We start from the raw sequence: 24,398 nt of genomic DNA, 5'->3' as shown, positions 1-24,398 counted from the left end.
CTCGTTACAAGCTAAAAAGGGAAAAGCTCCTAAGAGCTTCTCCCTTAACCTCGTACATAAAATTAATGAATCGTTAGATTAAAACCGCTCTGAATATAATTCAGATTCGGATAAGCAATGTTGGAGGTTGTCAGGTTATTAAAGGTTGCAGCACCATTGCCTGTATAGGTGTAAATAGCTGCACCTTTATGTGGACCTGAGAACCGTGAAGTTGTTATTCCATCAAGTCCTGTACCGTTAATATTGATGTTGTTGAACACGATGTTCTCGAATCCACCACCATATCCAAATTGAATCGCATCACGCTGGGTATTAATGATGTCTATGTTATTAAATGTAACGTTCTTGATAGCATCATTTGATGCTTCAAGATCAATTGCGCCACGTTCACCCCCATAAAGATCTTTACTCGTACCACTGTTAATAATGCTTGTGTCTGAGAAAACTACACCCGTATTATTCTGGAAATGATAACCTGGAAAAACGGTATTCATACGTATGCCGGAACCACCAACTGTATCAATGATATAGTTATGATCAGCCTTATGACCACTTCCTCCAAAGAAAGCAATCGCTGCCGCACGCCAGTTATTCTCAATGGTGTTATACGAGAAGGTATTATTCACACCAGCAGGTGCACCATTTGTGTTACTGGTCCATACTGCAAGACCATCGTCACCATTATTTCGCACACTGCTATTGCGTACAATTGAATTGCTAGTTCCTTGCGAGAAGTTGATGCCGTCTGCAAGATTGTTCCGAATCCGACTGTTTTCAACTACCAGCCCGGTAGCATAAATCGCTGGTGTATGAGCGTAGTCGCCTACCCACATTCCGCATTCAAAATGCTCTACCCAGACATCATGGATAATAGAGTTGGTTCCAAAGTTATCCATAAAACCTTTGTAAATTGCATTTTGTCCATAACGTGAGCGCAAATTAGAATTCATATATACATTACTGAAATCTAGCTTACCTGAAATACGGAGTGAAATACCACCGCCCGCAGCATTAGGATTGGTGAACTGAATATTGGTGTGCCAGAGACCAGCACCAGTAATAGTGAGGTTATTGATCATATTACTAGCAGAACCAATCTCCCACATACTGCTAAGATTAAAGGTTCCTGCTGGAATATAAATAGACTTTCCGCTTGCCACGGCTGCATTTACAGTAGCTTTAAAAGCTGCCAGATCATCTTGTCCGTCGTTTGCCACAGCACCGTAATCTGTTACAGATACGGAGTTAGCTGGGCGGGCAATTGCTGTTGGAACAGATTCAATTTCAAGGAAATCCACACCATATTCCAAGCTATCTCCATTGTTCTTCTGGATTCGAATCTTGTCTCCAGGTTGGAGGGGTGTATCCATCTTCCAGTGAACTTCATCAAAACGGAATAGTGGACGTCCTGCACTAGGTGTATCGCCAGGCATATCACCTGAGAAATACTGCCAGCTGTAGTATGAGGTTAAGGAAACTGTTTTTACTTTCGCTCCATTCACATACACATCCAGTGAACCATTCAATCCCATCCCATCTGCAGAGTCAGGCATTGTAAATCTCATCGTTACACCTGCGCCGCCTTGACCCTGTCTGACCGTCCATTCTAAGTTCGAACCATTCGAAGGAAGAGCTATATAACGCTGGCCAGAAGCTTCAGAAGCGATTAATGCTTGATCAAAGGTTGGCGCCGATTTCAATGTTGCGCCACCCCCGAGAGCAGCATCCTCGGTATCATATCGGCTATACGGCATGCTTGCACCACGCGCAGCATAGACAACGAGATTAGAAACACTTACATTATTCGCTTGCTTGGCAGCTATCTCATTAGCATCCACTTCAACAGTAGTGGTGACTGTGTAGTTACCATTAATCGCTGTCCAAGTCCCTGGAATCGCAACATTAACTGATGCCCCCGCTGCTAAGGCACCGTTATAAGATCCATTATAGGTTTGAATAGTGGAACCCGCAGAGTTTTTAAGAACAACGCTTATACCATGTGAACCACTTGCAGAGGCAATGGTTCCTTGATTCTTAAGATTTACATTAAACGCTACATTGTTATTAGCAACAGGATTACTTGGTGTCCATGTAACAGTTCCCACTAAGTCAGAGCTGGACACTGGAGCGATAATAAGTGACGCTGGGTTCGTGTAGCTGTTATTCGCTTCATTTTGTTCGATAACTAGGTTGTCTTCATCAACTTTGGCACTAACTGAATACGTTGCGGCAGGCTTAACTCCTGCGGTAAGTGTCATCGATGCTGTTGTCGATGCTCCAGTTGCTAGTACACCTACCGGAGCTGAGCCTACAAGCTCATTATTTAAATAGAAATTAACAGTAGTAGCTGGAGAGCTGGCATTGCCGATATTCTTTACGATTGCGTTCAGCGTAATCGCATTAGACTCAACCGGATTCGTTGGTGACCAGGACATGCCAGTAATCACCAAATCCGGATTCGGAGCTGGAGTACCGTATACTTCAAATTCGGCGATCTGTCCAGCTGGAGCACCCGAGTTGGCAGTAATATTAAGCTGTAGACGTTTGACAGTTGCGGTAACAGGAATGGTTACTGTATTTCCTGAAGCTGGATTAAACGAATACGATTGTGCTGACACCAGATTCCCAAATGTCGTTGTGTTCTGATTGTGACCGAGCACTTGAATCGTTTGGGTACGTGCTCCCCATGCAGCGGATGGATTTAACTTTAGAACGATGGAGGAAACGTTGTAGTTTGACCCCAGGTCAAGTATCAATGAACTAGGATTACTGCCACCTTCCCAGTATGTGTTGGTGTTGTTGTCATTAGCATTTGCTGCCACAAATGATTGCGTATTAGAGGATGCGGTAATCGATTTGCCAACCGCGATATTACTGCCCGCAACAGGTGTGGCCGTTGGCGTTTGTGTCGCTGTTGGCGTTGGTGTGGCTGTTGGCGTTGGTGTGACTGTTGGCGTTGGTGTGGCTGTTGGCGTTGGTGTGACTGTAGACGTCGGTGTGGCTGTTGGCGTTGGTGTAACTGTTGGCGTTGGTGTGGCTGTTGGCGTCGGTGTTGGTGTACTAGCTCCATAAATTTCGAACTCAGATACTTGCGCTGCCGGCCAACCCGTATTGCCTGTTACATTCAGGCGTACATAACGAGTGCTGGTTGCTGAAAAATCAATCTTAACGGTGTTCCCTCCTGCTGAAGGATTGAACACATAATCAGCTGAACCAACAATGTCAGTGAATGTAGATCCATTTGTGCTGCCTTGAACGGCGAGTGTTTGCGTACGCGTCTCCCAGCCCGTTGGCAGCTTCAATACGATTTGGTCAATACTTGTCTCTGTACCGAGATCTACTTGGATCCATTGCGGAAATGCATTATTGCTGCTTTCCCAATACGTCTCTTGATTGCTGTCTTTCACATTGTTTGGACTATACGTTTGTGATTGACCACTAGCCGTCACAGTTTTGCCCAGCGTCAAATTCGCGCCACCAGAGGCACTAACAAATGTGAACGGACCCGCTGCCAGGTATAAACTTGAAATCAACAGGGTTACTACAAGCGACCAAACGACATACTTGTTGCGCATTATAATCCTCCTCTTAATGTAGATACTCACTAACGTGTCGCCTTATCGGAGTGCTTAAATGATAGCGTTTACAATCAAATTCATCTCAGAGCACATTAAATAACAACCGATCCTCCTTTCAATGTGAGACACTCTCATTATAGAGAAGAAGCGGATCAAGCTATAAGATGTAATTCTACGGAAAAGATATGTGATACCAATATCGCGGAACTACCCTAAATATGGAATCTATTAACATCACGTCCATCAAATAAAGGCCTGATTTCTCAGGCCCTAGTTTTTTATGAAGATTAACTTGTGGTTTTAAGTTCTTTTTCATTAGCTGAATCTGGAGAGTTTAATAAAACCACACCTCCAACTATTAATACTATGCCTGCAAGTGTAAGCATACTAAATGGATCCCCCCATATTACGATACCAACGATGGCGGTTAGAACTGTACCTACACCTGCCCAAATCGCATAAGCTAGGCTTAAAGGTAAAACTTTGAGACTTATGGACAAACTATAAAATGCGATAATAAAACCAATAATAACACCTATAGTAGGCAATATTTGTGTGAACCCTTCTGACATTTTCAGCATAGTTGTACCTATTACTTCGCTTATAATAGCTACCCCAAGTACCCAAAAACCCTTATTCTTGTTCATAACATTTCCTCCAAGCTCTAATGAGATCCACCAGAAAGTTTCATAATGACTACTCCACCAATGATAAGAATCAGGCCGAGTAGTTTTTTCAGATTGAAGTTTTCTTTATAAATGATGACTCCAATTAACGCAGTTAAAGCCGTACCTACCCCCGACCAAATAGCATAAGCCGTCCCTAGTGGAATCGTTGAAAGCGCTAAAGAAAGACAATAAAAGGCTGAACCCATGCCGAGTACGACTCCTATTGAAGGTAAAATCTTTTTAAACCCGTTAGAAACCTTAAGCATGGAGCTACCAAATACCTCGCAGATAATCGCTGTTGCCAGTAACACATATGAATTCAACAATAGCCCCTCCTTACTCCGTCATGTTTATTAATTCTTGAATTACTTTATCTTGTAAATCCTTATCTAAAGCTCCTAATCCGAACATTTCTGAATACCATAAACCGTCCGCTGCCAGCCTGACAATTGTGGAACGTACAGGATCTATTCCATCGTTCTCTATATTGTTTTGCCATACTGAGTATTGATCTTGAAATTTCTTAAGGATATCCGGGTTCGTAAAAAGAGCAGCCGAAAGCGCGGTGCTAATCTCTTGCTCTTCCTTAAGATCGTCGTCAATCGCCTGAACAAACGCTCGTCCCCACTTCCCCGTTTCTCTAGATGCATTCGCTACTCTTTCTTGAACATTACTGAAAAAATCACTTGTTAACTCTTCCACCATACTTTTTATTAAAGCTTCCTTATTCGGAAAATGGTGCAGCAGTCCACCTTTACTGACCCCCGCTTCTTTGGCAACGGCTTCAAGCGTAAGCTTCTCCACCCCATTATTTTTAACTACTATAGAAGCTGCTAATAAAATACTACTTCGTTTTGAATTACTGTTCACGATAATCACCTCTGTTATTTACTATACCGTCTGGACGGTTTTATTGTCAAATAAAAAATCATTACCTTAGATCAAAAAAAGCCTGGTAATCCAGGCCTCCAACATTTTTAAAGCAATTCACATTAAATTTTTAATATACCAAGCATCACAAGCGAAATGCTCCGACCCCGCAAGCGGTTCATCCAAAAGCTCAAATCCATTTTTCATATAGAAACGGTTAGCTGCGTGCATGTTTTGAAGTGTCTCCAAATAACATTGGTTGTAATGAAGCTTAGCAAAGTCCAACGCTGTATTTAAAAGTTCTTTGGCTATCCCGTTACCTCTAATCGACTGAGATAAATACATTTTTTGCAACTCACATATCTTGTCATCATTCCCGAAAGGAGCAATGCCACACCCCCCTAATACTTCCCCTCCCTCTTCGACAACCCAATAAGCCCGATTCTCACTATGATTATAATCATCTGATAAATGATGCAGGCTGTCATCCTCCCAGGCTAGACCCGAGCGATTCCCGCCAAACTCAATTAGGCAGTCCCTAATGACCTTTTCAATGGAGCTATTATCTTTCATTTGTAATAGTCGGATATTCATGAGTAACGTTCTCCTATCTTTCGATTAGCTTTCTTCAGTTATTATATTGTATCAAGCTTCAGAATGGATAATTATAATGGGATTCAAACATAATATAGAGAAATTTATTTAGGAGGGGCTTCAATGAAAATGGCAGCTAAGCAACTCTCGATTGCAGCATTAGGCGGGGTTCATGAAATTGGTAAAAATATGTATATCCTACAATACGCAGATGATATTGTTGTCATTGATTGCGGCTCTAAATTCCCAGATGAAAGTCTCTTAGGGATTGACCTAATTATTCCTGATGTTTCGTATTTATTAAATAATATTGATAAGGTACAAGCGTTGGTGGTGACTCACGGACATGAGGATCATATCGGCGGGATTCCTTACCTGCTTAAACAGTTGAATATCCCAATATATGCTTCCCGTTTAACCTTAGGATTAATCGAAAATAAACTTAGGGAACATGGAATTTTACGACAAACGAAACTCCATTGTATTAATTCAGAATCCACGTTAACCCTGGGAGCCATTACTACAACATTTTTTAATACAAATCATAGTATTCCAGATTGCCTTGGCGTAGTATTCGATACACCTGAAGGTACCGTAGTTCATACAGGAGACTTCAAATTTGACATGACGCCTGTCAACAAGCAGTATCCAGATATACATAAAATGGCCGATATTGGGAAAAACGGTGTAAAGATCTTGCTGTCAGAAAGCACTAATGCTGAGCGTCCTGGCTTCACCCCTTCTGAAAAGCTTGTTGGCGCTCACATAAAGGAAGCCTTTTTAAAAGCAGACCGTAGAATTTTTATTTCTACCTTCGCCTCAAATGTACATCGTCTACAGCAGATCATTGATGCTTCTCATTTAACTGAACGTAAATTGACCTTACTCGGCAGAAGTATGGTAAATGTAGTCAGAGTGGCCCAAGAACTCGGTTATTTGAACATTCCGGACGATATGCTGATCGAACCTGCAGAAGCTGCTAAGCTCCCTCCGGCACAGGTAACTGTTTTATGTACAGGCAGTCAAGGAGAGCCCATGGCCGCACTATCCCGCTTAGCGAACTCAAGCCATCGATTGATGGAGATCCAGGCTGGGGACACGGTGCTGCTCGCAGCCAATCCCATCCCGGGAAATGAACGGAATGTTTCAAGGATTGTCGATAATTTATATATGCTGGGTGCTAAAGTCATCTATGGTTCACGCAGTGAGCTTCACGTCTCCGGGCATGGCAGCCAAGAGGAGCTTAAGCTAATGCTGACTCTAATGAAACCTGAATACTTTATTCCGATTCATGGTGAATACCGTATGCTGCATCATCACAGCTTGTTAGCGGAGGCGGTAGGCGTCAAACCGGAAAATATCTTTATTCTAAAAAATGGAGACATCGTTGAGTCATCGTCTGGTGTTGTCCGCCAATCCGGTCGAGTGACTGCTGGGCAAATTCTAGTAGATGGCCTTGGGATCGGAGATATTGGAAATGTTGTGCTTCGCGATCGTCGCCAGCTGTCAGCAGACGGCATTCTGATTACAGTGATTACACTGAGCCAAACCGATGGACGTCTATTAAACGAGCCAGACACTATCTCCAGGGGATTCGTTTATGTCCGTAACTCCGATAATTTAATGGACGAGATCAACCAGCATGTAACATCGACCCTTAAAAAAATGAACGAAACGGATCTCGGCCAATGGAATATCATCAAGCAGACCATCAAAGAATCATTAAGTAAGTTCCTATACGAAAAAACGAAACGGCGGCCAATGATTCTTCCAATCATCATTGAGGTTTAATGTAGGAATGCAATCGAATAGATATTGGCGAATTCTTACTCCATTATGAGTAAGAATTCGCCTTTTTTGTGTTTTATAGTTTTATACTCTCCTTTTATATCTTCTGCTGATAGTATTAGGTTCAGATGCAAATCTCTACATACTGAAGTACAACTAAGCAAGAATTATCAAAATCCCTTTAAATAGGTGAGGTATATTAATACCAGGGAGGTGATTAGGCTGTATTACAAGATGATTCACAATAGTATTGAATTTATTGAGAACCATTTGGAAGAAGAATTGAATCTGGACGGAATTGCGAAAGTGGCTGGATTCTCCAAATATCATTTCCACCGGCTCTTTCAGAAATATGTCGGCAAAAGTGTAGCTGAATACATTCGTTCCCGTAGGTTGAGTTCTGCTGCCCAACTGCTGCTCTATTCCGAAGAACGCATTCTAGATATTGCACTGCTTTATGGTTTTGATAGTCAAGAGGCTTTTACAAGAGCTTTTAAAGGACTTTATGCTCTCCCCCCAGCCCAATACAGGTCGCAGATAAAACTATTGATTCAGGAAAGAGAGGAATTTACCATGTCCGAAATTAAAGGTTGGTTCATCACCGGAACATCCCCCAGCAAATATAAGGCATCATTAGATATGCAGATTTACCATAAGGGAAGGAACTCTGTATCACTGGAATGCGCAGAAACTGAACCACCTGAAGAGAACGAATTTGGTACTCTAATGCAGCAGTTTGATGCAAAAAATTATCTTGGGAAGCGGATGCGGTTTGCCGGCTTTATCCGGACCGAAGAAGTCAGCGACTGGTGCGGCTTATGGATGCGTATTGATGACAAGCTCCAGAATATGCTGGGTTTTGACAACATGCAGTACAGAAGTATTAAAGGAACTGCTTCCTGGAATTTTTACGCTTGTGTGCTGGATATCCCGGCAGAGGCGGATTGTATCAACATTGGTATTCTCCTATCGGGATCAGGAAAGATTTGGCTAGATGACTGCACATTTGAAGAAGTAGGCCTGGACGTTCCCGTCACTGATTCCCGTGCACGGACAGAAGAATTTCCGACGGAACCACAGAATCTGAAGTTTGAAGCCTAAAGTCTTCTTATCGGACGGAAAGTTTTGAGGAGTGATCTATTCTTTGTGTTAATTATGAAAATCATTAAGGCGGCCATCAATTTTTTACGGATTTGTTATCTGGGAATCTGCATTGAAAGTGGAATCACTCCACATGATGATCTTGATTTCTACTCATACGCCAATTTTAATCGCCACAATTAATGCAGATAGTGCCTCGGAATAAAAAACAGGATACCCTTCGGAGTATCGAAGTAAGGTATCCTGTTTAAGATTCGTTAATTGAACTCGTATACTTAGAATACTTTCGTTGTCCAATCTTCGCAATTCCAGATATCGGTTACGATGTCCTGATAAAAATCGGGTTCGTGAGAAATCATAAGAATGCTTCCTTTGTATGCTTTTAGAGCGCGTTTCAGTTCATCTTTGGCATCGATATCCAAGTGGTTCGTTGGCTCATCTAATACAAGAATATTAGTTTCGCTATTAATCAGCTTACATAGACGAACTTTAGCCTTTTCCCCACCACTTAGTACAGCAATCTTACTCTCAATATGCTTCGTGGTTAATCCGCATTTAGCTAGAGCAGCACGTACTTCGAATTGTGACAGAGACGGGAATGTATCCCAGATTTCCTCAATACAAGTCTTGTAATTGCCTTCCTTCATCTCTTGCTCAAAATAGCCAATCTCCTGATGGTATCCACGTTCTACCGAACCGGACAAAGCAGAGATTTCACCTAAAATGCTGCGCAGCAAAGTTGTTTTACCAATTCCGTTTGCCCCAACCAACGCGATCTTCTGTCCACGCTCCATCAACAAATTAAGCGGTCTGGACAATGGAGAGTCGTAGCCGATAACCAATTCTTTTGCTTCGAAAATCATCTTGCCGGCAGTTTTACCTTCTTTAAAGTTAAACTGTGGTTTCGGTTTCTCCTTGGCAATCTCGATGATCTCCATCTTGTCGAGCTTCTTCTGTCTGGACATCGCCATGTTACGGGTAGCCACGCTGGCTTTGTTACGAGCTACGAAATCCTTCAGCTCTGCTATTTCTTGCTTTTGGCGATTATAAGCAGATTCAAGCTGTTGTTTTCTCATTTCGTAGACTTGTTGGAATTGCTCATAATCACCCACATAACGGGTCAGCTTTTGATTTTCCATATGGTAGATCAGGTTGATAACACTATTCAAGAATGGCATATCATGTGAGATCAGAATAAAAGCATTATCATACTCTTGAAGGTAACGTCTCAGCCATTCAATATGCTGCTCATCCAGATAGTTCGTAGGCTCATCGAGGAGCAAAATATCTGGTTTTTCAAGCAATAGCTTAGCAAGCAAGATTTTGGTGCGTTGACCACCACTAAGATCGGCTACATCGCGATCCAATCCAATGTCAGTAATCCCTAGTCCACGCGCGGTTTCTTGTACTTTCGCATCGATCATGTAAAAGTCTTGATTTGTAAGTGTATCTTGGATGGTACCTACTTCTTCAAGCAGCTTTTCCAGCTCTTCAGGTGAAACATCACCCATTCTGCCATACATATCGTTCATCTCTTGCTCAAGATCGAACAGGTACTGAAAGGCACTTCTGAGTACGTCTTGAATCGTCATTCCTTTGGTCAGCACTGCATGCTGATCGAGGTAGCCAACACGCACCCGCTTGGACCATTCGACTTTACCTTCATCAGGTTGCAGTTTGCCTGTAACAATATTCATAAAAGTGGATTTTCCTTCGCCGTTAGCGCCGAATAATCCGATATGCTCGCCTTTTAGGAGACGGAATGAAACATCCTTAAAGATCGCACGATCTCCAAAGCCATGACTTAATCCTTCAACATTTAATATGCTCATTTATGGACACCTTTTTCTTATTTTTCTCGCTATATTATAAGCAGGATTAGCTAAAAACTCAATGGAGAAGCAAAAAAATATCATTTTATGGGCTAATCCGCGAGCAATTTTAGTTTTGTGGACCGTCACTTGCCGAGAATGGGATTACGCTGGCGATTGCTCGTCATCTTTTATATGATAGTATGCATAGATACACATTGGAGTTGACTTGAGAACTAAGGAGAATTAGAAATGAATAAACTTGTATTTTTTCTTGGTCCAGCTGGAGCAGGCAAAACAACGTTAGCTAAAGCGATTGCTTCGCGGCGCAAAATACCTTTTTTCGATATGGATATCTTACTACGGCCTGCTGCTGACGCGATAATGACTTTACACGGACTGGATCCGGCAGATAGAGACTCAGCAGAGTACAAAAGGTTATGCCGCGATTTAGGTTATCGAATCACTATGGATGCTGCGCTGGATAATATAGGCTTGGACGTCGATGCTTTTGTAGTTGGTCCCTTTACCAAAGAGGCGGCCAATCCTGACTGGATCAGCCATGAGTTAGCTCGGATCGGGCGTTCCCTTCATGATGTTGAGGTCAAGGTTGTCTTGGTAGGGTTAGCCAACGAGGAATTGTACCTTGAACGAATTCAAGACAGACAATCACCACTAGATGAATGGAAGTTCCAGCATTGGAATGAATTCCGCACTTCTCTTGGCAACCGTACGGTAGAATGGCCGCTCCCGGCTGAAAATATTGCGTTGATCGACAATTCTAACCCGGATATTAATGCTACTGTTGCGGCAGTAGAACAATTTATATACGGCTAAACTTTCGGACCCAGATGACGTTATTTCCACTTTTATCACCTTTTGTGCAGAGTTTCGGACCCCAGTGCAGCTATTCGTTAGAAAAGTGCGCTTGGGGGATGGTTTTCGTGCCAATAGCGACGATACGGTCCGATAGAATTGCAAAAGTGCGATAATGCTGCGTTTAGGGTCAGCTGAGTCCGATAGCTGCTGCGTCACCCGTAAAATAACGAGAGCAAACGATGTTTGAGGTTTGGACAAAAAGCCTTGGCTAAACTTTCGGACCTAGATGACATTATTTCCACATTTAGCACCTTTTGCGCAGAGTTTCGGACCGCAGATGACGTTATTCCCAAAATTCTTTTATTGAATATACTTCTGACTGACCAAATCATCAGCAAGCACCGCGGTTGGTATCACAAATTCAACGGAGCCCATATAACCCGGTGCGACATCGTATTTGTTAAACACAATCACAAGCTTATCTTCGGTGTTGATATAAAAGCTCTGATCCTTCGTAATGGAGGTAAACTGATCCGTTGGTACATCATCGCCATACTCAGGGATCCAGTAAACTTTCTCAGAGTCTGCTTTCATTTGGGCAATCATCTGTTCTTTAATATTTTCGCTGATGCGTTCAATGTATTGATCATCTTTAAATAGCATTGGCAATGTAATAAGGATCTGGTTCTCTTTGTCTATCGTATCAAAAGTAACTTCCATTGAAGATGAACCAGCGGTTTCCTCAACATATCTGCCAATGGAGAAAATGCGACCATTATCCGTTTTCACTTCATAACCTACATCCAGCCCCAAATGGCCCCCACCTTGTTCCTTCAACGCTTCGATCTCCGCTTGGAACTTTTCGTATAGTGCTTTATTCTCACTTAAATATTTGCTGTTCAATCCAAGCTCCAGTTCTTTGTTTTCCATATCCGTAACGGCTGGAACCTTGATATTTGCATCGTAGTTCTCTTCTTCTACAACGTATTCTTTAATAGTTAGTACTTTTATTATCCGATCTACGCCTGGAATGGAAGATAATGCACTAGCTACGGTTGTACTGGTGTTTATGGCTACTAGAAAAATAACTGCGGCCGCACCAACACTAGCCACCCACTTAGTTGTCGTGTGTTTTTTTCTATTGGCTTTAAGTGACTGCTTTATAGAACGGTTTACAATCAAATCAAGTTCATCCGGAATGGGAATATCGGTATACTCTTTATGTAATTCTTGTATTCTTTCGTCCATCTTACTTTATCTCCTTTAAGGCTTCATCATTCAGCTTCACTCGCAATAACTGAAGGGCCTGATACAGCCTTGTCTTTATTGTATTGGTGTTCTCGTTAAGAACTTCAGCCACTTCATTAATCTTCATATCCTCAAAATATCTAAGCACGATCACACTTCGGTATTTCGCCGGCAGCTCTTCCAGTGTTCTTATCAAATCCATATCTGTATAGCTATCCTCAACAGCCGGACTATAGGTTTCTATTATCTCTGGCTCCATCGTCTGAACCTTCTTGTTTCTGCGCAAAAGGTCTAAGGAAGTATTCACGACAATCCTGTAAAACCAGCTTTTCACGGCATCGTGATCCTTTAGCAAATCCATTCGTGTCATCGCTTTATAAATAGAATCCTGCACAATGTCGAGGGCATCCTCTTTGTTTTTCACATAACTGTAAGCAAGCCGGTATACATTTTCTTTGTTTTCTTTGATACATCGCGTCAATATTTTCTCGGTTTTCCTATTCAACATGGTCGATTATCCTTCTCTGTTTGTGATCTGGTGTTGTAACAGGAGTAAGACGTTTGGTGAGTATAAAAAAGTTTGGAGATTCCAAATAAATTATTTATTTTCTTTTTCCAAAGCTTTAATTAGAATTGATGCATAATACTTGGCACCCTCACGTTTCAAATGAACACCATCTTTGTAGAAGTAGTCGTCTTTTCCTTCACTAGCTGAGTACCAGTCTACTATGGTCGTATTCCTGAATTCACTGGAAACTTTTGAAAGGGTGGAATTCACAGTCTGCTCCCACTTTCTCGGCACACGTGTATTGACCAAAATAATCTGCTCCGCATCGCTTAACGAGTTTAGTAGTTTACGTAATTGCTTGGAGTTAAAAGCTCCATTCGTTCCCAGCTCTATGATCATCCGCTCCCCTAACCGTCCTTGTGCTCTAAGCTGATCAACTACCTCCTGTGCCTGCATCATCTGTCTGCCGACCTTTCCATCGATGACAATACCAGGGAGACTTTCTACTAAAAACGGTGCTGCATCCAAAATGACAGAATCACCAATGGCCGTAATATTCTTTCCGGTTTGATTTTTCCCGGTTACCGCTATGTTTCCTTCTGGTTCAACTTGTTGCTCTTCAGTGTCAGGTTTTTGCTTCTCAACATCAGTCGTATTTTTTTCTACAGGTGGTGCCAATGAATTGTGATCTATTGGATCTTGCGCTGTTCTCTCTTGCTGTACATTCTGCTTCTCTTGCTGTACATTCTGCTTATCTGCAACTTCGATTGGAAGTGTGTCAGATTCAGCGTTGGATAAATATCCATTGCAGGCAATCGGAATAAGAATCAAAAAGATCATGGTCATAAGAAAGACCGGGCGGTAGCTGCGGCGTTGTTTCGCACTCCTATGGTTCCAAATATCTCTTAATGATCCCCGCCGGAGCGGCTCCTCCACATATTTGTATGATAAGGCTGCCAGTAGAAAACATCCTGCTAACTGAAGGATAATTCGAAGCACGCCGCTCTCATCTGGATTCCCATTAGGGCTGGTAAGAATAATTACGGGATAATGCCAAAGATATAAGCTATATGAACGTACACCTATCCATCGCAAGGGTTTACAGCCCATTTTCCGTCCAAGAGAACTGGCAGGATGAGCAAGCACGGCAATCACTACTGCAGTAATGATAGAGATGATCAAAAATCCACCCCGATATAGTGATTCATCAAACTCGTTAACCCGGTAAACTAGCACCATTAATACCAGCAGTCCCAGAGCACCAATGATATCAAACATATAACGAGATCTTTCTGTGACTGTATTTTTAAGTTTCTGACTAGGCCATGCAACAGCAAGCGCCGCTCCAATTAGAAGTGCAAATATGCGAGTATCTGTTCCATAATAGACCCTGCTTGGATCTGTGCCCGGTACATAGAACATAGCCATGGCTAAAGCTGAGACAGCAGCACAAGCCAGAATCCAGGCAATAAGTTTACCTCGACGAGGTATGATCTTTAGTCCTAATACGAGCAGCAGCGGCCATAGAATATAAAACTGTTCTTCAATAGAAAGTGACCATAAATGTCCGATCGGAGAAGGAGGTCCAAAACTTTCGAAGTACGAAACATCATGAAATATTAACCACCAGTTATTAACGTAAAATAGTGATGACATGAAATCTCCTGTCAGCCCATTTAATCTCGTGGGATCTATGATTAAGAGCCATATGGTGACAACGATCAGCATGACTATCGTCGCCGGCAGCAACCTCCGTGCTCTACGTATCCAAAAGTCCAGAAGGTCCAATCTTCGATGACGCTCCCATTGGTTAATGATTTGGTCTGTGATGAGATAACCCGAGATCACAAAAAAGATTCCCACTCCCAGCAGTCCACCCCCAGCCCATTTCAAATTCAAATGATAGGCTATGACAGCGAGTACGGAAAAAGCTCTTAGTCCATCAATACCAGGCATATAACGCTTGTTGTCATTCATTCTGTTTCAGTCCTTACCCTTAATTTGTTGTTCATAGGCAGGACGCAGGAGCAGCTCAAAAAGTTCTTTAAACTGGCTAATCTGTTATCAAAAGTAAAAAAACACCCGCGCAAGAATTACCCTGCGGGATGTTTTTAATAAATCAAACTACTTTCACAAACTTCTAAATGGTTATTTCTGAACTTCAACCTGAAGAATTTCTGATACGAATCGAACAGGTTCATAGGTTTTGTTATCTTGCAGAACAGGTGCGGCACCTAAAGCTTTAGGAGTCATTTTTGCGAAGAAGTATGAATCTTTGTTAAGCGTAACACTTGTCCACTGTGCTCCTTTCATCAACTCAGCGGTTTTGGTAGACTGATTCCATTTCAATTCATAGTTTAGTTGACTGGCCACATCACGAAGCGATACCATGAGCACGCCTTTCTTATTCGTGAAAGTAGCTACTTTTTTCAAATCAAGCTTAGTTGTATCCGTTGAACTATGATTTAAGCTGAACCGAAACTCTGGTGAACCTACATAACCTGGCGCAATGCTGTATTTAGGGAATACGATTACTAAGTTACCTTTATCGATATAGAACGACTGCTCAGTTGAAGTTCCTGTGTACTCTTCTAAGAAATATTTATCTGAATCCTTTTTAATCGCTGCCAGAATGTCTGCATCGAGCTTCTCTTTGTAGTTAGCGCCCAGTAGATCCGTTAGCGCAACAGGTTCTGCCTCAGCTATATTTTTCACATTATAAGTATCGATCCGCGGCATGCTTGTTCCACCTTCAGAACCTTCAGTAGTAACAGTCAAGGAGATAACGCCTGCTGGAGAACCTGTTCCATCTGATTTCAGATCATAAGTAATATAAAGAGTATAAGGATGAAATTCCATTTGATCAGCCTGTGCTTTTTTGCCCATTTCTGCGGCGTCTTCCTCCCACTGTGCCAGATCCTTTTCAGCATGAGAGAGGATAATATCGTTCAGTTCATCTTGATAATGAGTATCCAGCATTCCTGTTAGCTGTGGTACTTTTAAATCTGCAATCAGGTATTTACTTGTTGTGTTAAGTACTTTTTCTTGCACTTTTATGCCAGCAAGGACTGGTGCTTTCGACGGTAAAGCCGCAGAAACATTAGCTGTTACTTGTGTGGAAACCATAGCATGAACCGGTAAAGAAGCTGCACTCACTCCCATAATGGCTACACATCCAACTGCACTCATTTTAAATAGATTTTTTGTTCTTTTGTTCATATCTCGTCATCCTCCATCTCTATTTATAAGTGCCTTCCGATGACACTCATTAGCTAGGACGCAGGAGGACCTCTAAAAAGTTTGCTGGTTTTCTAATTTAAATATAATTTCCTCAACTTCTGTACCCCGTAACTCTACGTAAAAAGGCTGCACCTCATCATTTAGACAATACTCCAGCCGCAGTCTGAGGTTTTTCCATGTGACCATTTCCAATGCTTGTTCTATCGAGAAAAACCCAACTTCTAAGCTCTCGGAACTAGTAGCAGGTTCGCCGCCGATGGCTTTCCCTAGAAATAGGTTAGTACAAATAGATCGATCAACATTTTGAAAAACTCCGCAGAACTTATTAATCTCTATATCAATGCCCGATTCTTCTTTGGCTTCCCTGATTGCTGCTTCTATAAGGGACTCCTCCTCTTCAACCTGTCCGCCTGGCATCTCCCATCCTCTACGTGGACCTTTTATTAATAAGATTTCTTCTTGATCATTGAATACAACTGTAGCTGCTGAAAGAATATGTTTGGGGGGATTCATATCCATTGTTACCTCGCTCTAAATTTATTCTAAGCCCTAATTAATTCTGAATACAGGTCCTTTGGGTGAGAAAGGCAAGTCATTTCCCTTGGGCAAGATATAAGCATGGTCTCTTTTAAGGGTCAGCTTGTCACAATAACCATCTGTAATAATTAGAAGTGGTCCTTTTTTCGGAAAATCCTCAGCTTGTTGAATCAAATCAATAGCTGGTTGTAAGATCGTTCCCCCTCTTCCCTTCACTTGTACCCGATCCGCGATAGCCTCCGGGGGCATGTAACCTGCATCATAAGGACAAGCATCACAAAAGATAATCCGTGCAAAAGGAACATCACGAGCCTGCGCATAACTTGAAATGGCCCCTAATGCTTTGGCCAGAAGCTTTTTATCCATTGAGCCTGAGGTATCTAAAATAACTCCAAAAGTGCGGCCATTATCTGCAGCACCGCTATGAACCCACTGTGGTCGAGGGATTTCAGGTGTAGAAGATTGACGTCTGCTAATTCGTGAATAAGATCTGGTCTTCTCAAGCGGTGAAAAATAATGATCAAACCACCGAGCAAGCTCTACATCCCATTTAATAGGTGGCTGGCCTAGCGCTCTAATCTCTTCAACTAGGCCTGATGGCAAAAGACCGCGGCTTTGCTCTTCATGATACATCAGTCCTTGTTGCATAGCATTTTTACAGAAATCATCTAACGTCTGTCCTTCTCTCGCATCCCAAAAACTTGATGAACCGTTATCTAAAATGTCACCAAGTCCATTCCCTCTCAAGGTCGCCAGTTTCTTATAAGTGCGGATATCTCCGACCATACGATCATAAATCGTTTCAGCAGATAAACCTTTAAGCTCAGGATCTAATAAGAGTCCAATTCGCGGATACTCCCCTACACTCATTTCTACTAGCCATAGATTTATTACGTAGTCACAAGCCACATTCCAAAGATAATGATCCCGGCCAAGACATCGCTCGTGATGCTGAAGCCCCGCGTGCAGAAGCTCATGCGCCATCACGAAAATACACTCCTCATCGTTTAGTCCGGCTGCAGGGTTCATAAATATTTTGCGCTCAATAACGTCAATGGCAGCTATGGAAATATCAAATCGCCGACATATCGCTGGATCTTCTATAATCTCAAAGCCGGCGGCAAGCGCACCTAATAAAGGATATCTGTCCATAAACCATCGTTTTGCACGTTGTGGAGCGGTTAATGAAAGTGTAGGGTCACTAATAGTATTAGCATGGCCTCCAGCAACACTTACTGCATTCGTCACAGCATTAGATAACCCATAAGCAAAATAGGCTTCCCAATCCGGTGCTTTTCCCCAGTATCTTTTGGTGGTTTCTCTAACATTCATATCCAGTTTTGAAACACCCGCAGTCCCAAAATATCTGGAGGTGTCCGGAATTCCTTTTATCATAAACTGCTCGTAAAGCTGTTGTTCATCTTTAATTGTAAGATCAATTCGCGACTCCATATCTGCGGGTACTTTCCCAAGCTTCAAGTCATTTAAAAACTTTGCTATGTACACATCACATGCAACGTTCCACGCCACTTGATTCTCTTTAATCTTTAAATGTCCAAGACCTAAATGAAGATAACAATGTGCCAAAACGTACATCCATTCAGCAACCTCGCCACGCCGTTTAGGATGAGTGTAAATATAACCGTTATTAGTGACAATTGCCCAGCCGTCTTCAGGATAGGGACTATTTTCATTATGAATAATCGAAGTTCGAACAGATAACGGCGCAAAAATAGGATGATCCGCGATTAACGAACATGCTTCATTAAAATTTTTCAAAGCGGGATTATCTGGAGTTGTTTTTTTAGCCATATTTACCCCCGCTCTTTTATTGCAAGACGTGGTAAATCACGTACAATTTCAACCATTAACCAATCTGGAATATTATCACTTTGCTCCTGCTTAGCAACTACTAGCTGTGCAATTTCAAAGCTAATGACGGACAGGTCTTTAATCAGCTTTTTAACAGTGTGTGCAAATTGGCGATGTCCATCTCGTACGTTATCTTTAATCGGAGGGAGTTCTTTGATAATCTGGGCACGCAAGGATTGCGCCAGGAAATACAGGAGATCCCGATCTTCTGGAGCCGTTGGAAATGAGGATTTACCATCTATAATTTGATTAAGTTCATATTTTCCAGTTAGATTTTTATAAAAAGCCCTGAATTGTGTGGCGTGAGCAGGTGTCAGTGAACCATTCGCTAAAATCCCCACGGTATCCGCATTTATATCATCGCCAAACTCATGTAGTGCATCACTAAGCATATGCCAAGAGCGTGGCGTGGAGAAAGGCTCTTCAGTCTTTGGAGGTGCACTCCACAAATGATCGGGACGCAATTCCAGATATTCAATAACCATAGGATGAATGTTATGCTCATATGCCCAAGAGATCCAATTCTGAAACGATACATTTAACTGTATATGGAACATCCGATTGATAAGCGCGGAGGACATAGGTTTAACAATTGCACTATCTTGTGCACGGTTACCAGCTCCTATTACTATAGAGCCCTCAGGTAGGTGATAATCGCCTATGCGGCGTTCGTGGATGAGGCTATAAAAAGCTTTTTGCACTTCTTGAGAACAGGCATTAAGCTCGTCCAGGAACAAACAATAAGGTTCATCCCGAGCAATCATTTTTGGAGGACAGAATTGGCTCTTACCGTTAACGATTTGCGGGACTCCAATGATGTCTTCAGGTGCTAATTGAGAACCTAATAGAGACACACAAGGAAGACCCACCTGATCAGCAAAAGCTTCTACTAGCGAAGATTTCCCAATACCAGGCGCCCCCCAGATAAAAACAGGGCGAATCACAGAAACGTTTAGAAGTACTTGCATAAGTTGAATAGGTGTTACAGGAGTTGCTAGATTCAAATAAATGCTCCTTTTTTAATGTATTGATAATAACGATAACTATACACAGTATAACAAATAATTCATTAGCTCAGGAACGAACTTCAACAACAATATTATCAACCCACTCTATTTCATTCGAAAAAACAAACCTTTTCTTGACGAGATATAAAAAAGGATGATATATTGTTTCACGCTTTAATAATTAAGTAGTTAATCATTTAGTTGTTATCTAAAATTTAATGGAATTACTTATTCCGCCCTATTTCATAACTTTAGGAGGCGTGATTTGGCTAATAATGAAGATTTTCTTCAGATATCTACTATGTTCAAATCCTTTTTAAAAGGAATCTCTCAAGATTGGAACAAACAAGACTACCCCCTAAATATTACACAGTTCAAAACCCTCAGGACTTTATCTAAGAACGGTCCACAAAACGTATCACAGATTGCTGCAGCTCTTGGTATTACCTCAGCAGCAATTACAGGCGTAACAGACCAATTAATCGCTGAAGATTACGTAAATAAGGAACGCGCCAAGGATGATCGAAGAGTGGTACACATCACCATTACGCAGAAAGGAGAAGCAACGATTAAAGATGTGCAGGAACGCCATCAAGAACTTATGGAATCTTACTTTAAGATACTGCCCGATGAAGATATTGAGCATTTAAGAAGAATTTTCGCAGTTATAATTTCTGATTTAGACAAGAGATAAAATTTAAAAAGTGGCGGGGAAACAATCGAATGGAACATTTATCCAGCAAACGAAAACTTAGTATTATGATAGCTATTATGGCTGCAATGCTGTTCGCAGCGATTAATCAGACAATTACAAGTACTGCTATGCCGCGTATAATCGCAATTCTTGATGGCATGGATTACTATACTTGGACTATTAACATTTATTTATTAACATCAACAATAGCAACCGTTCTTGTCGGTAAGTTATCTGATATGTTCGGACGTAAACCCTTTCTATTAGCAGGTATTCTATTATTTATGGTTGGGGCTTTTCTGACAGGAACATCTTCCGATGTTTATCAATTTATCATTTATCGTGGGATACAAGGGGTAGGTGCAGGTATTATTCAATCCACCGCATTTACTGCCGTAGGTGACTTATTCCCTCCGCGTGAACGTGGTAAATGGATGGGGTTGATGATGGCCGTATTCGGTTTCTCCAGTGTGCTTGGACCAACGCTTGGAGGCTTTTTGATCGACAATATGGATTGGCATTGGCTGTTCTGGATCTTCCTACCGCTTGGTGTAGTGGCCTTCGTGATGATTCTTACCTTATTTCCTAAAGGCAAACGCGGAGAGTCAACCAGCATCGACTATTTAGGTTCCTTGTTAATGACAACTACCATCGTTCCTCTACTGCTTGCCTTCACCTGGGCAGGTACAGAATATGATTGGGGTTCTTCGCAAATTCTCGGCCTGTTGGCGGGAACAGTCGTTTCGGCACTTCTCTTTATTTTTGTCGAATCCAAAGCTAAAAATCCAATACTCCCGCTTCATCTATTTAAGAATAGTGTAGTTACCATATCTAATATTATTGGTTTTATTATGAACTTCGGTATGATGGGAGCTATGATCTATCTTTCCTTCTTCGTACAAGGTGTTCTGGGGATCTCCGCGACATATGCAGGGTATGTTACTATGCCAATGTCGATCGTTATGGTTGTAGCCAGTGCCCTTACCGGTCAAAAGATGGCGAAAAAAGGGAAGTATAAACGTTACGCATTAATTGGAATACCCATTATGATTGCCGGTATGACAATTATGGTATTTATGAATAATGTACCGATGGCTGTCCTAAGTATGATTGTGTTTGGTCTTGGGTTAGGATTGGGGATGCCAGTATTCTCACTAGCTACTCAAAATGCGGTTTCACACACAGAACTAGGTGTAGTAACGGCCTCCTCACAATTATTCCGTAATTTAGGCGGTACGATCGGTATCGCAGTCATGGGTACCGTTATGTCCAATAGTCTTACTAAAAACTTGAAGGAAGCTCTGCAATCGTCATCAGCACCGGATTTCACACAGATAGATCCAAAACTTGCTGAGCAAATGCTCTCCTTCGCTAATCCACAGGCATTAATGAACAAACCATTGCTTGAACAGACTCAAGCTAGTCTGCCAGCCGATGTACAGCCTGTCTTCTTACAAATGATTGAGGGTATCCGTGATGCTTTAGGACAGACATTGTCATCCGTGTTCTTAACCGGAACCATTGTGCTTGTTGTAGCTTTCGTGCTTGTCTTCTTCCTGAAGGAGCTTCCACTTCGTACTTCTAACCAAATGCCAGTTCCTGAAGAAGCTGAACAGGACCTGTCAAACATGAAATCTTCAAAACTTGCAGTGGATAAAACCTAACCGCAAATTATTTTGAAGCTGACTATAAAACAACAAAAACTGCAACGTACTCATGCGTAACTGAGTAAGTTGCAGTTTTTGTGTTGATCTATTATTTTACAGGTGAAAGCTCATCTTCTGTTACCCACTTATGATTTTTCACTTCATCTCCACCCGTAGTAGGTTTGTAATTAATCATATAGACAGTGGTTTTTTCTGCTGAGTTAATCTGAGCCGTTGCACCCTTCATATCCTTCATATGATCAGCTTCCATAATAACCTCTGAGCCTGGTTGATAGGATATATCCTTTGCTTCTTTTATTTCTTCATGAATAATCCACTTATGATTTGTAACCGGTTGACCTCCTGTAGTAGGTCTATAGGAAACATTATATGCTGTCGTCTCATAAGCTCCCACAATTGTCGCAATGGCTCCCTTCATCCCTTCCATATGGTCAGTTTGGATCACAGCTTCACTTCCTACTTTGTAAGTAGGATTCTCCGCTACCCTCAGATCTTTTGGAACTTCACCTGAACTTGAATGTGAGTTATGTTCCATTTGTGTATCGTTAGAAGACATCTGATTGCCATAGCTATTGTCATTACTACAAGCACTTAAGCTGAAAGCAGCTGCGACGACTAGTAGAAATAATTGCTTTTTCATATAAAAGACCTCCGAAATTTTATCTGCCTATAAGTATTATTTTACCCATTTCAGAAAATCACAAACGGAACTAAGGATTTACAGTTTGTAAAACAGTAATTTATTTTCCATTAAATGAGTGTTGTCTCAATGATTAAACTATATTTATAATGTTTTCTGAAAGGAGGCTACTATAATGAAGACTAAAATATTCACTTTGTTGCTTCTTTTGGGTCTGGTGAGCATGGCTACTATGATCGGTTCTGCTAATGCAGCTCCGCTATTAACCATAGGAAGTTCTTCAGGAGATGTATGGGATCTACAATATAGATTAAAAACCCTTGATTTCTATACTGAGCCCTTAGATGGGGTATACGGATCACAAACGAAAGCAGCGGTTGCTAAATTTCAAAAGGCCTATGGCATAAGCGCTGATGGAATTTCGGGGACAAAAACTTGGAATATTTTAAAAAAACACACACTTAATATTAATGAAATGGATATTTTGGCTAAAGTTATCTACAGTGAGTCTCGCGGTGAGCCTTATGTTGGACAAGTTGCAGTGGGTGCAGTAGTCATGAATCGTATACAATCTAGTCAATTTCCTGACAATATTAAAGAAGTTGTATTCCAAAAAGGAGCTTTCACAGCCGTATCTGACGGCCAGTATTGGCTTACACCAAATCAGACAGCTTATTTAGCTGCTCTTGATGCTGTTCGAGGTTGGGACCCCACAAACCATTCAATCTATTATTTCAATCCCGATACAGCAACTAGTGCATGGATTTGGTCACGTCCGCAAAACTTAAAAATTGGTAAGCATATATTTGCGAGTTAATTACATCAAATAGCTAAGATCAACAAAAGCCGATCTAACTACGATAGTTAGATCGGCTTTTATTATTAAACCTATTCGGTTGTGTTAGCATCCATTTCAAGCACTAAAGCCACCAAATATTGCAGTGAATTGTACTTATAAGCTTTTGCTTTTAGGAATGAATTCTTAAACATAACTTCGAAATCCCCTTTTATGGATTCGATAATTCTGATTGGTTATTGAATGTAAAAATCATCTTTAATTCATCATCATATGACTTCCCGCATTCCTCTAAATAACTATCCCCAGTGTATTCTTTTAAAGTTTTCCTCCAAAAATGCTGTGCTCTCCTATTTGTATCCGTGGGATTCGTTTGTAGCTCCCAGTTACCCAAATGAAGCTTAAAGACTTCCTTAGCCGCATATTCAGCGAGCCCCTTACCACGGAAAGGCCGTAGAATAAAAAATTCATTCAAATAGAATTCACAAGCAGACGGAGTATATGGTGGTGTAGCAACTAATGCAAACCCTATTGGAATATCATTTTCTTTTATTAAATAAGGATACAAAATGCCAGCTTTCTCCCACCAAATGTCGAAGACTTTATTCTGTTCCTGCAGTGACTGTGTCTCGTCCTCCTCGAATACCCCGTATCGATTAGGAATCGTCCCCCATATTTCTGATAGATCGTGTAAGTATAGTGGGTAAAGGTTGTTAATAATAAACTTCGAGGCACTGTCAGTTAAGGTGATTGTGATATTCATGTCGTTCCCTCCTTACCTTCTGTCGAATTCCTGAATATATTTATGGAGATCACTCAAATATTATGGTTACTGGAACAAGCTTAATCTCCATCATACCTCCACAATTTCTTGTCTATTGTCACTTCTTTTTTAGTATAATTACGACCTCGCTCTAGATATATGCCATATTCGATTAGAATTAATTTTTATATAATGTC

22 protein-coding genes are annotated in these 24,398 nt (G+C 41.4%); 7 read left to right on the top strand and 15 right to left on the bottom strand.

The window, feature by feature from the left end; all coding sequences use genetic code 11:
• Positions 1 to 62: 62 nt before the first annotated feature.
• From MHH46_RS15155 to MHH46_RS15135, 5 genes are all read right to left on the bottom strand, one after another.
• A complete protein-coding gene (locus MHH46_RS15155) occupies positions 63 to 3,575 on the bottom strand; it encodes a discoidin domain-containing protein (protein ID WP_076190409.1) in 3,513 nt (1,170 codons plus the stop codon).
• A 290-nt stretch (positions 3,576 to 3,865) separates the two neighbouring features.
• Complete coding sequence (locus MHH46_RS15150) at positions 3,866 to 4,225, bottom strand: multidrug efflux SMR transporter (RefSeq protein ID WP_076125771.1); 360 nt, start codon at positions 4,223 to 4,225, stop codon at positions 3,866 to 3,868.
• Between the two features lie 17 nt (positions 4,226 to 4,242).
• Entirely contained in the window at positions 4,243 to 4,569 is a 327-nt protein-coding gene (locus MHH46_RS15145; RefSeq protein WP_036677974.1) for a multidrug efflux SMR transporter, read from the bottom strand.
• Positions 4,570 to 4,582: 13 nt separating this feature from the next.
• Complete coding sequence (locus MHH46_RS15140) at positions 4,583 to 5,116, bottom strand: TetR/AcrR family transcriptional regulator (protein ID WP_143762713.1); 534 nt, start codon at positions 5,114 to 5,116, stop codon at positions 4,583 to 4,585.
• 117 nt (positions 5,117 to 5,233) lie between these two features.
• Positions 5,234 to 5,710 (bottom strand): GNAT family N-acetyltransferase, encoded by a 477-nt coding sequence (locus MHH46_RS15135; RefSeq protein WP_076184542.1) that lies wholly within the window; start codon positions 5,708 to 5,710, stop codon positions 5,234 to 5,236.
• 123 nt (positions 5,711 to 5,833) lie between these two features.
• Here MHH46_RS15135 and MHH46_RS15130 point away from each other — a divergent pair, with 123 nt between their 5' ends.
• From MHH46_RS15130 to MHH46_RS15120, 3 genes are all read left to right on the top strand, one after another.
• Positions 5,834 to 7,501: a ribonuclease J gene (locus tag MHH46_RS15130; protein ID WP_254848955.1), complete on the top strand. Its 1,668-nt coding sequence runs from the start codon at positions 5,834 to 5,836 to the stop codon at positions 7,499 to 7,501.
• Positions 7,502 to 7,732: 231 nt separating this feature from the next.
• A complete protein-coding gene (locus tag MHH46_RS15125; RefSeq protein WP_076190411.1) occupies positions 7,733 to 8,599 on the top strand; it encodes a helix-turn-helix domain-containing protein in 867 nt (288 codons plus the stop codon).
• A gap of 54 nt (positions 8,600 to 8,653) precedes the next feature.
• Positions 8,654 to 8,782, top strand: a complete 129-nt coding sequence (locus MHH46_RS15120; protein WP_340034513.1) for a hypothetical protein — start codon at positions 8,654 to 8,656, stop codon at positions 8,780 to 8,782.
• A 92-nt stretch (positions 8,783 to 8,874) separates the two neighbouring features.
• Here MHH46_RS15120 and MHH46_RS15115 read toward each other — a convergent pair whose 3' ends face one another.
• Positions 8,875 to 10,431, bottom strand: a complete 1,557-nt coding sequence (locus tag MHH46_RS15115) for an ABC-F family ATP-binding cassette domain-containing protein (protein ID WP_036677991.1) — start codon at positions 10,429 to 10,431, stop codon at positions 8,875 to 8,877.
• A gap of 231 nt (positions 10,432 to 10,662) precedes the next feature.
• On the opposite strand from MHH46_RS15115, the gene MHH46_RS15110 reads away from it, so the two are divergent.
• Entirely contained in the window at positions 10,663 to 11,247 is a 585-nt protein-coding gene (locus MHH46_RS15110) for an AAA family ATPase (protein WP_076190412.1), read from the top strand.
• Positions 11,248 to 11,589: 342 nt separating this feature from the next.
• Here the strand turns inward: MHH46_RS15110 and MHH46_RS15105 are convergent, their stop codons facing one another.
• From MHH46_RS15105 to MHH46_RS15075, 7 genes are all read right to left on the bottom strand, one after another.
• A complete protein-coding gene (locus MHH46_RS15105) occupies positions 11,590 to 12,477 on the bottom strand; it encodes an RsiV family protein (RefSeq protein ID WP_076190413.1) in 888 nt (295 codons plus the stop codon).
• A gap of 1 nt (position 12,478) precedes the next feature.
• The gene (locus MHH46_RS15100; RefSeq protein ID WP_076190414.1) at positions 12,479 to 12,985 is read right to left on the bottom strand and encodes an RNA polymerase sigma factor; all 507 of its coding nucleotides are present in this window, start codon (positions 12,983 to 12,985) and stop codon (positions 12,479 to 12,481) included.
• Between the two features lie 90 nt (positions 12,986 to 13,075).
• Positions 13,076 to 14,962 carry an acyltransferase family protein gene (locus tag MHH46_RS15095; RefSeq protein WP_076190415.1) on the bottom strand — a complete coding sequence of 629 codons (1,887 nt, stop codon included), beginning with the start codon at positions 14,960 to 14,962 and terminating at the stop codon, positions 13,076 to 13,078.
• A gap of 171 nt (positions 14,963 to 15,133) precedes the next feature.
• Entirely contained in the window at positions 15,134 to 16,204 is a 1,071-nt protein-coding gene (locus tag MHH46_RS15090) for a stalk domain-containing protein (protein ID WP_076190416.1), read from the bottom strand.
• Positions 16,205 to 16,276: 72 nt separating this feature from the next.
• Positions 16,277 to 16,738: an NUDIX hydrolase gene (locus MHH46_RS15085; protein WP_076125878.1), complete on the bottom strand. Its 462-nt coding sequence runs from the start codon at positions 16,736 to 16,738 to the stop codon at positions 16,277 to 16,279.
• A gap of 36 nt (positions 16,739 to 16,774) precedes the next feature.
• Positions 16,775 to 18,574: a DUF2201 family putative metallopeptidase gene (locus tag MHH46_RS15080; RefSeq protein WP_076190417.1), complete on the bottom strand. Its 1,800-nt coding sequence runs from the start codon at positions 18,572 to 18,574 to the stop codon at positions 16,775 to 16,777.
• A 2-nt stretch (positions 18,575 to 18,576) separates the two neighbouring features.
• Positions 18,577 to 19,638, bottom strand: a complete 1,062-nt coding sequence (locus MHH46_RS15075; RefSeq protein WP_076190418.1) for an AAA family ATPase — start codon at positions 19,636 to 19,638, stop codon at positions 18,577 to 18,579.
• A gap of 268 nt (positions 19,639 to 19,906) precedes the next feature.
• Between MHH46_RS15075 and MHH46_RS15070 the strand changes: the two genes are divergently transcribed.
• Both MHH46_RS15070 and MHH46_RS15065 read left to right on the top strand, forming a co-directional pair.
• Positions 19,907 to 20,335 carry a MarR family winged helix-turn-helix transcriptional regulator gene (locus MHH46_RS15070; protein ID WP_143762714.1) on the top strand — a complete coding sequence of 143 codons (429 nt, stop codon included), beginning with the start codon at positions 19,907 to 19,909 and terminating at the stop codon, positions 20,333 to 20,335.
• Between the two features lie 29 nt (positions 20,336 to 20,364).
• On the top strand, positions 20,365 to 21,999 hold the full coding sequence (locus tag MHH46_RS15065; RefSeq protein ID WP_076125795.1) for an MDR family MFS transporter: 1,635 nt from the start codon (positions 20,365 to 20,367) through the stop codon (positions 21,997 to 21,999).
• 91 nt (positions 22,000 to 22,090) lie between these two features.
• Here MHH46_RS15065 and MHH46_RS15060 read toward each other — a convergent pair whose 3' ends face one another.
• Entirely contained in the window at positions 22,091 to 22,642 is a 552-nt protein-coding gene (locus MHH46_RS15060; protein ID WP_076125797.1) for a YdhK family protein, read from the bottom strand.
• Positions 22,643 to 22,817: 175 nt separating this feature from the next.
• On the opposite strand from MHH46_RS15060, the gene sleB reads away from it, so the two are divergent.
• Complete coding sequence (gene sleB / locus MHH46_RS15055) at positions 22,818 to 23,459, top strand: spore cortex-lytic enzyme (RefSeq protein WP_076125799.1); 642 nt, start codon at positions 22,818 to 22,820, stop codon at positions 23,457 to 23,459.
• Between the two features lie 190 nt (positions 23,460 to 23,649).
• Here the strand turns inward: sleB and MHH46_RS15050 are convergent, their stop codons facing one another.
• Positions 23,650 to 24,201 (bottom strand): GNAT family N-acetyltransferase, encoded by a 552-nt coding sequence (locus MHH46_RS15050; RefSeq protein WP_076125801.1) that lies wholly within the window; start codon positions 24,199 to 24,201, stop codon positions 23,650 to 23,652.
• Positions 24,202 to 24,398 lie beyond the last annotated feature (197 nt).

The sequence above is a fragment of the Paenibacillus sp. FSL H8-0175 genome, from assembly GCF_045040615.1.
Classification (GTDB): Bacteria; Bacillota; Bacilli; order Paenibacillales; family Paenibacillaceae; genus Paenibacillus_AQ; species Paenibacillus_AQ odorifer.
Note: the sequence above shows the minus strand (reverse complement) of the source record. Positions and strands in the feature narration are given on the sequence as shown.